This is a genomic window from Ralstonia sp. VS2407, assembly GCF_052950655.1.
Genome location: NZ_JBRFVG010000005.1, coordinates 108,550 through 124,286, shown reverse-complemented (window position 1 = coordinate 124,286; position 15,737 = coordinate 108,550). Strand labels below are relative to the sequence as shown.

Here is a 15,737-nt window from a genome sequence, read left to right as displayed (position 1 = left end):
CCCAAATTTGGCCGCCAATCATAAGCGCGGTTCCTTTTCAGGCGCAATAGAGTGGCGCATGCATCGCTTAGCGCTGTCAAGGCCGGCGATCACGCCGATTCCAGCAACCAGCCTCGCAAATCCGGGGCCGCTGACACCGCAGAAGCCACGTCTAGATCACGCGAAAGCAATCCCTCCACAACACCTGCGTGAGGCAAGACAGGGCCGAAAAACAACACATCGCGCCCGCGCTGCATCAGGAGGGTCGGGAAGTTCTCAACGTCGTAATCGCCCAGCGCGTCGGCATGGTCTTCCACATCGACCCAGGCGAAGCAGCACTCCGGATGCCGCTCCGCCAGCTCAGTGAAGGTCTTGCGATAGCTGCGGCACGTGCCGCACCACTCGGCACACAGGCACGCCACCAACAGTTGTCCCGAGCGCATGCGTGCGTGCAGCGTGGCGGCGTCGGTATCAGGCGAGAGCAGTGGCATGAAAGAAAGCGCTAAGCGACCAGCGGGGTGACGAACGGGTCGCGCTTATTGTAGGCACGCTTTCAGGGAAGCCGCAGGAAGCGCCCGCCGGGCTGACGCTCAACGCGGCCATCCAGCTCCAGCGCCAGAAGCTGTGCGGATAGCGGAGCAGCCGCCTGACCGGTGCGCTCACACAAGGTATCCAGATCGACGGGATCAAACCCGAGCGCGTCGAGCAACAAGGTTTCAGCAGCACTTGGCGCCGGGCGCGCAGCAGGGACAACCGGTGCAGCCGGAGACGCCTCCGCTGCCGCGCGCGTCGCACGTTTGGCCGGTGCAGAAGCACGCCCCCAGCCAAGTTCATCAAGGATATCGGCCGCAGTTTCCACCAGCTTGGCGCCTTGCTTGATCAGCAGGTGGCAGCCCTTGGCCAGTGGCGAATGGATCGACCCCGGAATCGCAAACACATCGCGCCCCTGCTCGGCCGCCAGCCGCGCGGTGATGAGCGAGCCGGACTGCGCCGCCGCTTCCACCACCAGCAGCCCGCGCGCCAAACCCGAGATCAGGCGATTGCGGCGCGGGAAGTTCTCGGCGCGTGCGCCCATCCCCAACGGGTATTCGGAGATGATCACGCCAGCCTCGGCAATGCGATGCGCCAGCGCCCGGTTGCGGGCAGGGTAAACAATATCGAGCCCCGTACCCACCACTGCGATGGTGCTGCCAGGGCCGGCCAGCGCGCCTTCATGCGCCGCCGCATCGATGCCGAGCGCCAGGCCTGACACGACCGTCACGCTCGCCGCCGACAGCGCCTGGGAAAACGCCCGCGCGTTGTCGATGCCGGCCGCCGTGGCGCTGCGCGCGCCCACCACGCCCACGGCTGCCGCGCGCAGCAGCGAGGCATCGCCCTTGGTGTAAAGCAAGGTAGGCGGGTCCGGCAGTTCGAGCAGGCGGGGCGGGTAGCCGCGATCGGCCAGCGTGAAAATGGCATTGCCGGGTTCGTTCACCCAGGCGACGGTACGCTCGATCAACGCCGCAAGCGTATCGTCGGGCTCGGCGAGCACCGCACGCGCTTGGCGCTCCGGCAGCACCTTGGCGAGCGCGGCATACGGCTGGGCAAAGATGTCTTGCGGCAGCCCGAAGGCCGCCAGCAATTGCCGCGCGGCCACGGGCCCAACGCCGGGGGTTTCAGTCAGACGCAGCCACGCAGCCAGTTCGGCCGGATCGCGCGTACAGGAGAGGGAAGCCGTGGAATCGGCCGCGGCGAGCGCCGCGACCTGGGATGCATCGGTCAAATCAAAGACTGCGTTAGTGGGTAGTTCAGGGTTGCGGCGACATCGGGTTGCTGACGCTGTCACCCACTTCCACGGCGTTCGATGCGTCCGTCACCAGCGCATAGGCCACGTGCGGGAACACACGGAACACGAAGGCCAGGCCGTAGCGCTCTGCGGGCAGCTGCACGGCCTCGTTGCCAGCGGTGGCGTCCTTCACAAGCGCGCCAGCGCGCGCCAGCGACAGCACGTGGCCCGGCTCCAGCCCTTGCTGGCTGCCGATGTTCAGCACAACCACCTGGTCGGTGCCGCCAAAGCGCACGCCGCCCGTCACCTTGGCGACCGCGCCGTGCACGTCGCCTTCCGGCGCATGCGGCACATAGCGCACCGGCACGCGGGGGGGCAGAGGCATCAGCTGCGAGCCGACGCCCATTTCTTCCTTGGACGACAGCACTTCCATCTTGGTGACCGCCTGCGGGCCGGTCGCCGCGCGCACTACGCGCAGCGTGCCGAGGAAGTCGGCTTCATAACCGAGCACGTTGCCGGTCACGGGGTCCTTGAGCGGCCGGACCGGGCGATACGCCTGCCATTCGGTGCCGGCCTGGCCGCCTTCGCCTGCAGGCAGACCGCGGGCGTAGGCGTTTTCGCCCTTGCCCAAATAGACACGGCCTTCCGGCAGCGAGAAGATGCGCGCCGGCGTGGCCAGCGTTTCTTCATCCACCACGATCGGCTGGGTCAGGAAGGGCTCGATGGCGGCGGAGGGAATGCTGGAGATGGCGTCGCCATCCTGCCCCGACACGCGGGTATGCGGCGACAGGCGCACCGTGCTGCCATCCGCCGACGCCGGCGAACTCGACAGCCAAGCACGGCCATTGGCGTGATGCAGATACAGGATCTGGCCGGGATAGATCAAATGCGGATTGCGAATCTGCTCCCGGTTCATGCCCCACAGCTCGGGCCAGCGATAGGGCCGCTTGAGGTACTTGCCCGAGATTGCCCACAGCGTGTCGCCACGGCGCACCGTGTACTGCGCGGGCGCGGTGGCGGACAGTTCGGATTCGGGGATGCCCGCTTGGGCAGCTGTCGCGGCCTGCGCCTGTTGCGCCGGCGTCACAGTGCGCTCGGCGGCGTGGGCAGCGCCCATGCAGAAAAGCGCTGCCGCGGCAACCGCCGACAGGGCGCAAACGTAAGGCTGGCGCGCTTTCGTGGCGGTTTGCATGGCGGGCTGAGAGTGCATCGGTGTGTTACGATGGCGCATTATTCTATGAAGAATCGGCGAGTGGTCCGCGTGCCTGTTCGACGCCTCCCCGCCGCAGCTGTACGCAGTTCTGCGTCGCAGCAAGAGGGGTATGGCATCCAACATTCGTCAGGCTTTTTCCTAAGCCATGTGGCGGATAGCGCCCCCGATTCTGCATGACATTCCAAGCGATCGCAATTGAAGGCAACCCCTCGTTAGCGTGGCCTTCTGCAACCGTTGTTGCCAAGCATCATGGCCCTACTGAATATCCTGCAATACCCTGATCCGCGGCTGCATAAGGTCGCCAAACCGGTCGCCGTTGTGGATGACCGCATCCGCAAACTGGTGGCCGACATGGCGGAGACCATGTACGAGGCGCCCGGCGTTGGCCTGGCCGCCACGCAGGTCGACGTCCACGAGCGCGTGATCACCATCGACGTTTCGGAGTCGCGCGACGAACTGCGCGTGTTCATCAACCCGGAGATCATCTGGGCAAGTGATGAGCACAAGGTCTGGGACGAAGGCTGCCTGTCCGTTCCCGATATCTATGACAAGGTCGACCGTCCGGCCCGCGTGCGCGTGCGCGCACTGAACGAAAAGGGCGAAACCTTCGAGCTGGAGGCAGACGACCTGCTGGCGGTGTGCATTCAGCACGAGATGGACCACCTGATGGGCAAGGTTTTCGTCGAATACCTCTCGCCGCTCAAGCAGACGCGCATCCGCTCCAAGCTCAAGAAGCATCAACGCGACGCGGTGCCGCAGCGTTGAACGCGTTCCCATGCCTGCCGACGCCGACGCGCACCCTCGCTCCATCCCACTGATGCCGATCGCCCCAGTCGACGCAGGCACGAACGCCAGCCCGCGCCGCCTGTCGGCACTGCTGGTGCGCCGTTGGCGTGCCGTCGTCGTGCTGATGCTGTGCGCGTATTTTGTTGCAGGCACGTTCTGGCGTGCGCCCTGGAAAGCCGACGAGCCGTATTCCTTCGGCATCGTCATCAACATCATCGAGCGCGGCGACTGGGTCGTCCCCAACGTCGCCTTCGAGCCGTTCGTCGAAAAACCCCCGCTGATGTATTGGACGGGCGCGCTGGCGGCGCTGGCGCTGCCCGACATGCCGCCGCACGAAGCCGTGCGCGTGGCGGTGCTGTTCTGGATGGCGCTGACGTGCTGGGCGGTCTGGCGCACGGCGCGCCTGCTGCGCAGCGAAGCGCGCGACTGGCGCTTGCGCGTCGGCGCAGACCTTGCGCGCGGACGGCCGGGGCTGACCTTGGCCGCACGCCGCGAAGCCGGGCTCGACGCTGGCGGCGCTGCGCTGCGCGACTATGCGCTGGGCGCGCTGCTGCTGTTTGCCGGCTGCGTCGGGCTGGCCGAGCACGTCCACAAATTCATTGCCGATGTCCCACAGCTGGCCGGCACCGCGATTGCCCTGTATGGCCTCGTGCGCTTCGTCAAAGAGAGCGAAGTCGGGGGCGCAAAGGGCGTCGACGTGCTGCGCCCCGCACTGTGGTTCGGCACCGGCATCGGCGTGGCGTTCCTGGGCAAGGGCGTGCTCGTGCCTGGGCTGTTCGCCATCACCCTGCTGGCGGCGATCGCACTGCTGCCGGATTTCCGCAACCGCCAGGCGTGGCGCTTCTATGGCCTCTCGCTGCTGGTGGCGCTGCCATGGCTGGCGATCTGGCCCGCCATCTTCTGGCACGAATCGCCGGACCTGTTCATTGAATGGTTCTGGGTCAATAACCTTGGCCGCTTCTTTGGCTTCTCGCATCTGGGTGGCGAAAAGGGTTCGCTGGCGACGACCATCCGATCGATCTTCCTGACCGGCACGCCTGCTGTGTGGCCGGCGGTGTCCGTACTGGGCGTGTCGCTGTACAAGCTCGTGCGGCAACGCGGGCATGGGGCGCGCACGTCGTGGCTGTTGCCCTACCAAGGGCACTTGGTCGTTGCGCTGTTCGTGCTGACGACGATTGCCGTGGTGCTGCGCTCGGCGGTGCTGCGCGATGTGTACCTGATGCCGCTGCAACCTGCGCTAGCCCTGCTGGGTGCGCCGATGCTGCTGCTGATTGCACCCGCGTGGCGCGCCCGTGCATGGGCCGCGGCCGTGGCATTGTTTGGCGCGCTGGGGCTCGTGGTCTGGGCGGTGTGGGGTGCGCTCGTGACCAGCGGCGGGCAGTTGCTGCCGGCATGGCTGGCCAAAATGCTGGGCCGCGTGCTGCCGCTGCCGTATGACATGCTGATCCATCCGGTCGCCGTGTTGGCGGCGGGGGGCATTACGGCGCTGTGGGCTGCCTGCGTGTGGCTGCGGCCAGCGCGCTCCGGCGTGGTGGCGTGGGCGGCGGGCCTGGGCATGGTGTGGGGCCTGCTCGGCACCCTGCTGATGCCGTGGATTGACGACGCCCGCAGCTACCGCCCGCTGTTCCAGGCGATCAAGCCGGTGCTCGAATCTGCGCAGATCTGCGTGGCCACGCGGGGCATGGGTGAAAGTGAGCGCGCGCTGATGCACTACGAAACCGGCGTGCGCCCGGTCAAATGGCTGCTGGGTCACAGCGGTGCCGGCGACGATCACCACCCCAACCCCACCGCGCGCACCTGCGACCTGATCCTGGTGCTCGAAAAACGCCCGGAACATGCCAGACGCCGCCCTCACGGCAACAATTGGGAAATGGTGTGGCGCGGCAGCCGTCCGGGCGACACCAACGAAACCTTCTCGCTCTTCCAGCGGCGCAGCAATGGTGTGTCCGAGGCGCTGCCGTCTCCCGAGCCCATCGTGCCGCTGACCGATACGCCGCATCGCGGCCGTCGCTAAGCCCAATGCGCTACGCTGTCGTGTAGCGCGCTTCCCTTCGTTTTCGGTTTTCCATCCATGACGTCCACCCTCCGCGTAGCGTTTGCCGGCACGCCTGAATTTGCGCAGATTGCCTTGGCGGCGATCCATCAGGCCGGCTTTCCCATCGTTGCCGTGCTGAGCCAGCCGGATCGCCCGGCCGGGCGCGGCATGCAATTGCAGGCAAGTCCCGTCAAGCAGTACGCCGTAACGCAGGGGCTCGAGCCGATCCTCCAGCCTCCGTCACTGCGTCGCGCGGGCAAATATCCGCAAGAAGCCGCCGAAGCCATCGATGCCCTGGCCGCACAGCGCCCTGACGTGATGGTCGTTGCCGCCTACGGCCTGATCCTCCCGCAGGAAGTGCTCGACCTGCCGCGCTTTGGCTGCATCAACATCCACGCGTCGCTGTTGCCGCGCTGGCGTGGCGCCGCGCCCATCCATCGTGCGATTGAAGCGGGCGACGCCGAATCGGGCATCACGCTCATGCAGATGGATGCGGGCCTGGACACCGGCGACATGATCGCCATGGAACGCGTGCCCATCGGCCTGCCCGACACGACCGCCACGCTGCACGACACGCTGGCCGCGCTCGGCGGACGCATGGTGGTGGAGGCGCTCGCCCGGCTGGCGCAAGATGGCAAGCTGCCCGCCACGCCGCAGCCCGCCGAGGGCATCACCTACGCGGAAAAAATCGCCAAGGACGAGGCCGCGCTGGACTGGTCGCACCAGGCCGCCGCGCTGCTGCGCCAGGTGCATGCGTTCAATCCGTTTCCCGGCGCATCGGCCGTGCTGGACGGCGTGCCGATCAAGTTCTGGCAGGCTGAGGCGCTCGCCGATCGCCCGGCTGACGCGGAACCCGGCACGGTACTCGCCGCCAACGCGGGCGGTGTCACCATCGCCTGCGGCGCCGGCGCGCTACGCGTGACCCAGTTGCAGAAGCCGGGCGGCAAACGCCTGCCCGCGCGCGAATTCCTGCAAGGCATGGCGATCGAGCCCGGCCAGCGCTTCGCGTCGCGCGGCTAACCGACCCATCTATATATAGAGAAAAGGATTTCGCCATGACCGCGCTGGGCATCGTCAATCTGCCGCTCTTTATGTTGGCCGTGTTTCTGCTGAATGTGACGCCTGGGCCCGACACGGCCTATATCGTCGGGCGCAGCGTTTCGCAGGGACGGGCAGCGGGGTTGCTGTCGGCGCTGGGGGTATCGGCGGGCTGCTGCGTGCACGTGCTCGCAGTGGCGTTCGGGCTGACGGCGCTGCTGGCGGCGTCCACAGTGGCCTTCACGGTCATCAAGGTAGTGGGCGCAGCGTACTTGATTTATCTGGGCGGCCGCATGCTGCTGACGCCGCCCGAGCGTGACGACGCCCCGGCCGAAGAAGCGGAAACGCCCGCCGCCAAGCGCCCGCGTCCGCTCAAGTCGCTGTTCATGCAGGGTTTTCTTACCAATGTGCTGAATCCGAAGGTGGTGCTGTTCTTTCTGTCGTTCTTCCCGCAGTTCGTCGATCCGCACGCCAGCCACAAGGCGCTGGCTTTCCTGGCGTTGGGCGCGGTGTTCATTGTCATGTCGACGATCTGGAATAGCCTGGTGGCGTGGGTGGCCGCCAGCGTCACGCGCCGCGTGGCGGGCAAGCCGGGCATCAAGCGCTGGCTCGATCGCGTGGTCGGCACGGCATTCATCGGGCTGGGCGCGCGGCTGGCGTTCACCACCCGTTGATGCGTCAAGCGTCATCTGCGGCGAAATATCGCGCAACTGCCGCGCAAGCCCTTGAATTTTCAGCGATTATCGCGATCTAACAAACTCACAAAACCCAACACCCACAGGAGCCACGCCCCCATGTTCAACTGGATCAAGACCTTCATGCTGATGGCAGCGATCACCGCGCTGTTCATCGTCATCGGCGGCATGATCGGCGGACGCAGCGGGATGATGCTGGCGCTGCTGTTTGCGCTGGGCATGAATTTCTTCTCGTACTGGTTCTCCGACAAGATGGTCCTGCGCATGTACAACGCGCAGGAAGTCAACGAGACCGGCGCGCCGCAGTTCTACCGGATGGTGCAGGAGCTTGCCGGCCGCGCCGGCCTGCCGATGCCGCGCGTCTACCTCATCGACGAAGCCCAGCCGAATGCCTTCGCCACCGGCCGCAACCCGGAGCACGCCGCCGTGGCCGCGACCACCGGCATCCTCAACATCCTGTCGGAGCGCGAACTGCGCGGCGTGATGGCGCACGAACTGGCGCACGTGCAGCACCGCGACATCCTCATCTCGACCATCTCGGCCACCATGGCCGGTGCGATCTCGGCGCTGGCCAACTTTGCCGTGTTCTTCGGCGGGCGCGACAGCGAAGGCCGGCCCGCCAACCCGATCGCCGGGATTGCGGTGGCGATCCTCGCGCCGCTGGCGGCAGCGATGATCCAGATGGCGATTTCCCGCGCGCGCGAGTTCGAAGCCGACCGCGGCGGCGCGACCATCAGCGGCGATCCGCAGGCTCTGGCTTCGGCGCTGGACAAGATCCACCGCTATGCCGCCGGCATTCCGTTTGCCGCCGCTGAAGCCCACCCCGCCACCGCGCAGATGATGATCATGAACCCGCTGCACGGCGGCGGCCTGGCCAACCTGTTCAGCACGCACCCGGCCACGGAGGAGCGCATCGCGCGCCTGATGCAGATGGCCCAGACGGGGCAATATCCGGCGTAAAAGCGGCTGCCCGGCCGGTCGCTTCCTTTATACTTCCGCAGTCCGCACGAGCCCGCCCATCGCGGGCTCGTTGCATTTTGTCCGCCTGATTTCCTGCTGCCCGATGCGCCTGCCGCCCGATTCCCTCGCCCACGCCTTGTCGCTTGCCGCTGCCGCACTGGGCAAGCTGCGGCAGGGCATGGCATTGCCGCAGGCAATCGATGCCGTCTGCCAGGGCCAACCCGCACCGGTGCGCGGCGCCGTACAGGATCTCGCGTACCGCGCCACGCGCTGGCTGGGCAGCACCGAGTGGCTGATCCGCACGCTGATTCCGCGCCCACCCGCCGACGGCGCCGCCAACCTGCTGCACGTGGCGCTCGCGCAATTGCTGGACGACCCGCTGCCGTACGCGCCGTTCACCGTGGTCGACCAGGCCGTGACAGCCGCCTCGGCCGACCCGAAGCTGTCGCACGGCAAGGGCATGATCAACGGCGTGCTGCGCCGCTTCTTGCGCGAACAACAGGCGCTGGTCGCAGACATGCAGGCGGATCCGCCTGCCGCCACCAATTACCCGATGTGGTGGATCGACGCCGTACGCCGCGCGTATCCCGACGCCTGGCAAGCCATCCTGGCCGCAGGCAACCGCCGCCCGCCAATGGTGCTGCGCGTGAACCCCCGCCGCGTTGCCATCGACGTCTATCTCGCGCGCCTGGCCGAAGCCGGCATCGACGCCGAGCGCATCGGCGAACAGGCCGTACGCCTTGGGCGCGCCGTCCCCGTTTCCGAACTGCCCGGTTTTGCCGATGGCGATGTCTCGGTGCAGGACGCCGGTGCGCAATTGGCTGCAACGCTGCTCGACGTGGCCCCCGGCCAGCGCGTGCTCGATGCCTGCGCCGCACCCGGCGGCAAGACGGGCCATCTGCTTGAGCTGGCCGACCACCTGGACGTCACGGCGCTCGAGTCGGATGCCGCACGCGCGGTGCGCATCACCGAAAACCTCGCGCGCTTGCACCAGACCGCCACCATTTGCGTCGGCGATGCGGCCAAACCCGCAACCTGGTGGGACGCCCGCCCCTTCGACCGCATCCTGGCCGATGTGCCGTGCTCGGCCGCCGGCATCGTGCGGCGCCATCCGGACATCCGGTGGCTGCGCCGCCCGGCAGACCTCAAGGCGCTTGCCGGGCTGCAGCGGGACATCGTGTGCGCCCTCTGGGCATGCCTGAAGCCCGGTGGCAAGCTGGTTTATGTCACCTGTTCGATTTTCCCGACGGAAGGCGAGGACCAGGCCCGATGGTTTGAACGCCATCTGGAAGATGCGATACGATTGCACGCGCCCGGCCAGTTGCTGCCGGCCTCGCCCGACGCGGCGCAGGCCAGCGGGTTCACCCCCGGCGCTTCGCCCTTGCCGCTCGATCACGACGGCTTCTTTTACGCGGTTTTCCAGAAACGGCCCTGATGCACCGACCGTTGTGACTGTCATCCTTCGCCCATCGATCCGGCTGCTGCAATCCCGGTTCCGGCAGATTCTGCAACGGCTGGTCGCGCTGGTCGCACTGGGCATGCTGTTGGTGGGGTGTCCCGTCACGGCATCCGCACAATCCATCGAAATCAACCGGGCCCAGCTCGAATACGCCGACGGCGGCTGGAACCTCTCCGCCGACTTCGATTTCGACTTGCCCAGCAACCTGGAAGACGCGGTGAACAAGGGGATCGCGCTCTACTTCCTGGTTGAATTCGAGCTGATCCGCCCGCGCTGGTATTGGTTTGACGACCACGCCATCAGCGCCACGCGCGTGGTGCGGCTGTCGTATCACCCGCTCACACGCCAGTACCGCGTGTCGACCGGGGGCCTGCAGGTACCGTTCTCGCGCCTGAAAGACGCCGTCGACTTCATGCAGCACGTGCGCGGCTGGCGCGTGTTCGAGCAACGCGCCGTCAAGGCCGGCGAAACCGTGCAGGCCGAAGTGCGCATGCGCCTGGACGTGACGCAGTTGCCCAAGCCATTCCAGATCAACGCAGTCAACACGCGCGACTGGAATCTGAGCTCCGAGTGGAAGCGCTTCAGCCTGCTGGTGCCGAATGAGCCACCGCCGACGCCAGCGCCCGCGCCTGTTGCACCACCGGCCAGCACACCGGCGTCCACGCCCCCTGCTTCCGGCTCGTCAAGCCTGGCGCCCAGCCCAGGCTGGGGCATGAGCGCCGGCCCCTCCAGCGCAGGCTCGCTGCTGGCGCCCGCCAAATGATCTTCGATCGCAGCTACAAGCGGCTGCTCTATCAGGTGGTGGCAGGCACCATCGTCTTCCTGGCGATCGTGCTGGTGGGCCTGCTGGCTGCGGCCTCGGCCAACACCGAGTTCTTCGACCGGTATTTCACGCTGCTCTACAAGGTCAACCTCGTCATCGGGGTGCTGCTGGTGGTGATCATCGGCGGGCTGATGCTGGCGCTCGCGTTGCGGGCGCGGCGCGGCAAGTTCGGCACGCGGCTGATGACCAAGCTGGCAGTGTTCTTCGGCGTGGTGGGTGTCCTGCCGGGAGTGCTGATCTACCTTGTGTCGCTGCAGTTCGTGTCGCGCAGCATCGAGTCGTGGTTTGACGTGAAGGTCGAATCGGCGCTGGAGGCCGGCTTGAACCTTGGCCGCTCCACCATGGACACGGCGCTGGCCGATCTGCAGAACAAGGGGCGCCTGATCGCGGAGCAGGTCGGCGATGGGTCGGCATCGGCCACGGCCATCACGCTCAATCGATTGCGCGAGCAGTTCGGCGTGCAGGAGGCAACCATCTTCACGGCCAGCGGCCGCGTGATCGCCACCGCGTCAAACACCTACGACACGCTCGTCCCGAACCTGCCGGATCAGGCTGTGCTCGAACAGGCCCGCGCGCCGGGAGGCTATGCGAGCCTGGAAGGCGGCAGCGATACCGAGACCGATAGCGCCTCCGCGCCAGCCGCCTCGGCACCTGCGGCACGCAGCAACGGCCGCCGCAACGATTTGTACCAGCTGCATGTGGTGGTGGCGCTGGGCACGTCTTCCCGCGACGAGCCGAGCATCGGACTGAATACGCCGGCACGCAAATGGGCCGGCACCGGTTTGCTGGCAGACCGCCGGCCGGAAGATGGCAGCAGCACCTCGCGTGGCTTTGGCCTGATCGGCGAGAGCGGCCGCGACGAACGCTTCCTGCAGCTCGTACAACCGGTGCCGCAGGCCCTCGCCCGCAATGCCGACGCTGTCCAGCGCGCCTACCAGGAATACCAGGAGAAAGCGCTTGGCCGCACCGGCCTGCGCAAGATGTACATCGGCACGCTCACGCTCACGCTGTTCCTGGCGGTGTTCATTGCGGTGATGCTCGCGCTGCTGCTCGGCGCCCAGCTGGCACGGCCGCTGCTAATGCTGCTGCAAGGCACGCGTGAAGTGGCCGAGGGCGACCTCTCGCCCAAGCGGGAACTGCATACGCGTGACGAGCTGGGTGTGCTCACCCAACAGTTCAACCAGATGACGCGCCAGCTCGCCGACGCGCGCCGCGCCGTGGAGCAGAATCGCGCGGCACTCGAGCAATCGAAGGCCTATCTTGAGAGCGTGCTGACCAACCTGACCGCGGGCGTCTTCGTGTTTGACCATCGCTTCGTGCTGCTGACTGCCAACCCGGGTGCCGAGCGCATCTTCAAACAGCCCTTCGGTGCGTGGGTCGGCCAGGGGCTGACCAGCATCACACCGGTGGCCGCCTTCGCGCCGGTGGTCGAACAGGCCTTTGCTGAACAAGACGCAAGCACGGCCGCCGGCGGCGCAGTGGCCCATTGGCAGAAGCAGGTCGAAATTCCGCTAGAAGACGAAGACGAGCCCCTCACACTGCTGGTGCGCGGTACACGCCTGCCCGGCCCATCGGTCGGCGCGCACGGAACCGAGCGCGGCTACGTGGTGGTGTTCGACGATATTTCCGACGTGATCTCGGCGCAGCGCTCCGTGGCTTGGGGCGAGGTCGCGCGTCGCCTTGCACACGAAATCAAGAATCCGCTCACGCCCATCCAGCTCTCCGCCGAGCGGCTGGAGATGAAGCTCTCGCCCAAGCTGTCGGACACCGACGCCGAGGTCCTGCGGCGCGGCGCCACCACCATCGTCAATCAGGTGTCGGCAATGAAGCGCATGGTCGATGACTTCCGCGACTACGCCCGCACGCCGCCAGCCATGCTGCAGGAGCTGGACCTCAACGCGCTCGCCGCTGAGGTGCTGCACCTGTACGGCATCGATCACCCTGACCGCCGCGATCACCCCGTCATCGAAGCCAAGCTGGGCGCCAATCTGCCGTTCATCAAGGGCGACCCGACGCAGTTGCGCCAGGTCATCCACAACCTGCTGCAGAATGCGCAGGACGCCGTGGCGGAGAACGAAGCGGCCGGGCGACCTGCTCCGCATGTCATGTTGCAAACTGACACGGTAGAATACGACGACGCCTCGGGCGCGCGGCGGCAAGCCGTGCGGCTTGTAATCGCGGACAACGGCGGCGGGTTCTCTTCCCGCATCCTCAACCGCGCCTTCGAGCCGTACGTCACGACCAAAGCCAAGGGCACAGGATTGGGCTTGGCCATGGTGAAGAAAATCATGGACGAGCACGGGGCGCGTATCGAATTGCGCAACCGCCAATCCAGCACAACATCGGGCACATCGGGTACCGACACCGTCGGCGCCCAGGTTTCCATACTGTTCGTAAAACTCGCGTAGCGCGGACGGCAATCCCGCCGCACATAGAGGAAAAGCATGGCCACCATCCTCGTTGTCGACGACGAAATGGGTATCCGGGAGTTGCTCTCCGAAATCCTCGGAGACGAAGGGCACGTTGTTGAAGTCGCCGAGAACGCGCAGCGCGCGCGCGAATACCGCGCGAACGCAACGCCCGACCTCGTCCTGCTCGATATCTGGATGCCGGATACCGACGGCGTGACGCTGCTCAAGGAATGGGCATCGCAAGGTCTGCTGACCATGCCCGTCATCATGATGTCGGGCCACGCCACCATCGACACCGCCGTCGAGGCGACCAAGATCGGCGCGTTGAATTTCCTGGAGAAGCCTATCGCGCTGCAGAAGCTGCTGACTGCGGTGGAGCAGGGTCTGTCGCGCAGCAAGGAAAAGCCGCGCTCTGCGACACCGGCTGCCGCACCGGCAACGGGACTCGCGGGCGCCATGCCCCACCCCGCCGCCGCAGGGACGCCTGCCGCGCTCGATCGCACCGACATCAATGGCGTACCGACCCGCGCAGCCGAAGGCGGCGGCATGCAGTTCTCGTTCGACATGCCGCTGCGCGAAGCGCGCGACCTGTTTGAGCGCGCCTACTTCGAATACCACCTGCAGCGTGAGGGCGGCAGCATGACTCGCGTGGCAGAAAAGACCGGTCTTGAGCGCACCCACCTGTACCGCAAGCTCAAGCAGCTGGGTGTCGAGCTCTCGCGCAACAAGGGCGAACCGGCCACGTGATCATCAAAGTGCTCAGAGATGCTTGACGGCGGGGCACAACTCCTGTCATACTTGCCTTTCTTTGCTTGGCCCGGTAGCTCAGTTGGTAGAGCAGCGGATTGAAAATCCGCGTGTCGGTGGTTCGATTCCGCCCCAGGCCACCAAAATTCTTCGCCCTTCAAGATCAATCGATTTTGCAGGGCAACAAAAAGACCTCCTCGCGAGGTCTTTTTTCATTTCTGCGGCGCCATTCACGCGCGCCCGCCATCTCCGGATTTTCCGCCCCGGACGCCAATCTGCGGCGCAGTGTCGCACTCACAAAAAATGTACCCGCACCTCTTGACGCAGCGCAGCTCAGGGTATACCTAGCGGCGCAAACTGCGCCAAACTGTCGCAGGTCTCGGTATAGTGACTCAACGCTATCAAACGGCAAGCACAAGGAGATTCTCCATGGCACTCGTTGGCACCGGTCACCACCACTTCCATTTCCACGCTTTCGACGGCATCAGCCGCAAGACGCGGCTGACGTGGTTGCGCAATGCCGCAGCGCTGACGTGCTTGATGGCCCTCGTCGCGGCCATGTGGGTTGGCGGCAATCTGTCGGCGTTGATGCATACGCCGCTCATGAGCGGGGTTTCGTCGCTGGGCGCGGTGATGATTCTGGCCTGCACGTGCATGGCGCTGAGCTTGCTTGGCCTGATCGGCGCCGGCTTCTTCCAGTTCCGCATGGAACAGCTCGACGCCCCGGCAACCTGAAGCGCGCGCTTCACACACACCCAACGGAGGCTTCGGCCTCCGTTTTTGTTTGCCCGCCACGGCTGCACGCCTTGCGTTGCGGCCGTTTCGCTTTCGTGCGCGATCCCAAGGGTGAATCCGATATTGACTCAACTGTTTCAAATTAGTAGTTTACGAAACAATTGAATCAAAACGATCACCTCATGACGTTCGATGGGCTCATGCAAACGCTGCGCGACCGCGCCAGCGATCTCTCTCCGCAACTGCAGCGCGCCGCCATGTTGCTTGAGACGCACCAGCACGACATCGCCCTGCTTTCGATGCGGGACCTGGCGCGCCGCTGCGACCTGCCGCCGGCCACGTTCTCGCGCCTGGCGCGCGCGCTGGGCTTTGATGACTTTGCCGCGCTGCGCGATATCTGCGTGAACCACCTGCGCCAGCAGGCCGACGGCTTTGCCGGTCGCGCCAGCGCGCTGCAGGGCGACGATACGGCCGGCGCTTCGGAGGCTGAGCGCATCGGCATGGCCATCGGCGCACACGTGCAGTCGGCGTTTTCGCCAGCCAACCTGGCGTCGCTCGACACCGTGGCTGCCGCTCTCTGTAAGGCGCGCCGAGTCTATCTGCTGGGCGCACGCAGTTGCCTGGCGCTGACGCATGCGTTCGGTTATGCAGCCCAGCTTTTCGACGACAAGGTCATCCTCTGCACCGGTAGCGGCAACACGCTGGCCGACCCGCTGCGCTTTTGCGGCGAAGGCGACATCGTCGTGGCCGTCACGTTCGATCCGTACACCCGCGAAGTCATTGAGGCGATGCAGTACGCGCATGCGCGTGGTGCGCGCCTCGTGTACGTGACCGACAGCGCCATCGCCCCGGGCGCGGAACTGGCGTGGCAGCAGCTCGTCGCGCCCGTCGCCATTCCGTCGTTCTTCCATTCGCTGGCCGCGCCCATGGCGCTGCTCGACGCGCTGCTGATGACGTGGTTCCGCCACGCCGGCCCAACCGCGCTCGCACACCTTGCCGACAGCGACGCCCAGCTCAAGCAACAAGCCGCCTACGTGCGTAGCGCCCGCCGCAGTGAAGCGGCCGTCGCCGTGCCGTCCACCCAACGTTGA

At 66.1% G+C, this 15,737-nt stretch carries 14 protein-coding genes and 1 tRNA gene; 12 read left to right on the top strand and 3 right to left on the bottom strand.

From position 1 onward, the window contains the following. Positions 1–89 precede the first annotated feature (89 nt). The 3 genes from ACU8YE_RS10625 to ACU8YE_RS10615 form a co-directional block, all read right to left on the bottom strand. A complete protein-coding gene (locus tag ACU8YE_RS10625; RefSeq protein WP_446928666.1) occupies positions 90–470 on the bottom strand; it encodes a thioredoxin family protein in 381 nt (126 codons plus the stop codon). Between the two features lie 62 nt (positions 471–532). Then, complete coding sequence (dprA, locus tag ACU8YE_RS10620) at positions 533–1,741, bottom strand: DNA-processing protein DprA (protein WP_446928665.1); 1,209 nt, start codon at positions 1,739–1,741, stop codon at positions 533–535. A gap of 25 nt (positions 1,742–1,766) precedes the next feature. Beyond that, complete coding sequence (locus ACU8YE_RS10615) at positions 1,767–2,954, bottom strand: LysM peptidoglycan-binding domain-containing protein (RefSeq protein WP_440477455.1); 1,188 nt, start codon at positions 2,952–2,954, stop codon at positions 1,767–1,769. 252 nt (positions 2,955–3,206) lie between these two features. On the opposite strand from ACU8YE_RS10615, the gene def reads away from it, so the two are divergent. The 12 genes from def to ACU8YE_RS10555 all read left to right on the top strand — a co-directional run bounded on the left by def (position 3,207) and on the right by ACU8YE_RS10555 (position 15,737). Next, positions 3,207–3,722 (top strand): peptide deformylase, encoded by a 516-nt coding sequence (gene def / locus ACU8YE_RS10610; RefSeq protein ID WP_092974019.1) that lies wholly within the window; start codon positions 3,207–3,209, stop codon positions 3,720–3,722. Between the two features lie 10 nt (positions 3,723–3,732). After that, complete coding sequence (locus tag ACU8YE_RS10605) at positions 3,733–5,757, top strand: ArnT family glycosyltransferase (RefSeq protein ID WP_260803715.1); 2,025 nt, start codon at positions 3,733–3,735, stop codon at positions 5,755–5,757. Between the two features lie 57 nt (positions 5,758–5,814). Then, positions 5,815–6,798 carry a methionyl-tRNA formyltransferase gene (gene fmt, locus ACU8YE_RS10600; protein ID WP_446928664.1) on the top strand — a complete coding sequence of 328 codons (984 nt, stop codon included), beginning with the start codon at positions 5,815–5,817 and terminating at the stop codon, positions 6,796–6,798. A gap of 35 nt (positions 6,799–6,833) precedes the next feature. Further along, on the top strand, positions 6,834–7,490 hold the full coding sequence (locus ACU8YE_RS10595; RefSeq protein WP_414561354.1) for a LysE family translocator: 657 nt from the start codon (positions 6,834–6,836) through the stop codon (positions 7,488–7,490). Between the two features lie 120 nt (positions 7,491–7,610). Then, the gene (gene htpX / locus ACU8YE_RS10590; protein WP_446928663.1) at positions 7,611–8,471 is read left to right on the top strand and encodes a zinc metalloprotease HtpX; all 861 of its coding nucleotides are present in this window, start codon (positions 7,611–7,613) and stop codon (positions 8,469–8,471) included. 103 nt (positions 8,472–8,574) lie between these two features. Then, positions 8,575–9,906, top strand: a complete 1,332-nt coding sequence (rsmB, locus tag ACU8YE_RS10585; RefSeq protein WP_446928662.1) for a 16S rRNA (cytosine(967)-C(5))-methyltransferase RsmB — start codon at positions 8,575–8,577, stop codon at positions 9,904–9,906. Between the two features lie 13 nt (positions 9,907–9,919). Further along, on the top strand, positions 9,920–10,693 hold the full coding sequence (locus ACU8YE_RS10580) for a DUF4390 domain-containing protein (RefSeq protein WP_316870389.1): 774 nt from the start codon (positions 9,920–9,922) through the stop codon (positions 10,691–10,693). Then, positions 10,690–13,161 carry a sensor histidine kinase gene (locus ACU8YE_RS10575; protein ID WP_343618626.1) on the top strand — a complete coding sequence of 824 codons (2,472 nt, stop codon included), beginning with the start codon at positions 10,690–10,692 and terminating at the stop codon, positions 13,159–13,161. Before ACU8YE_RS10580 ends, ACU8YE_RS10575 begins: the two co-directional genes overlap by 4 nt. Before the next feature lie 36 nt (positions 13,162–13,197). Beyond that, the gene (locus tag ACU8YE_RS10570) at positions 13,198–13,911 is read left to right on the top strand and encodes a response regulator (protein ID WP_446928661.1); all 714 of its coding nucleotides are present in this window, start codon (positions 13,198–13,200) and stop codon (positions 13,909–13,911) included. Positions 13,912–13,978: 67 nt separating this feature from the next. Then, positions 13,979–14,054: transfer RNA gene (locus ACU8YE_RS10565), tRNA-Phe, on the top strand. Between the two features lie 286 nt (positions 14,055–14,340). Beyond that, complete coding sequence (locus ACU8YE_RS10560; RefSeq protein ID WP_024977076.1) at positions 14,341–14,646, top strand: hypothetical protein; 306 nt, start codon at positions 14,341–14,343, stop codon at positions 14,644–14,646. A 182-nt stretch (positions 14,647–14,828) separates the two neighbouring features. Then, on the top strand, positions 14,829–15,737 hold the full coding sequence (locus tag ACU8YE_RS10555) for a MurR/RpiR family transcriptional regulator (protein WP_260803708.1): 909 nt from the start codon (positions 14,829–14,831) through the stop codon (positions 15,735–15,737).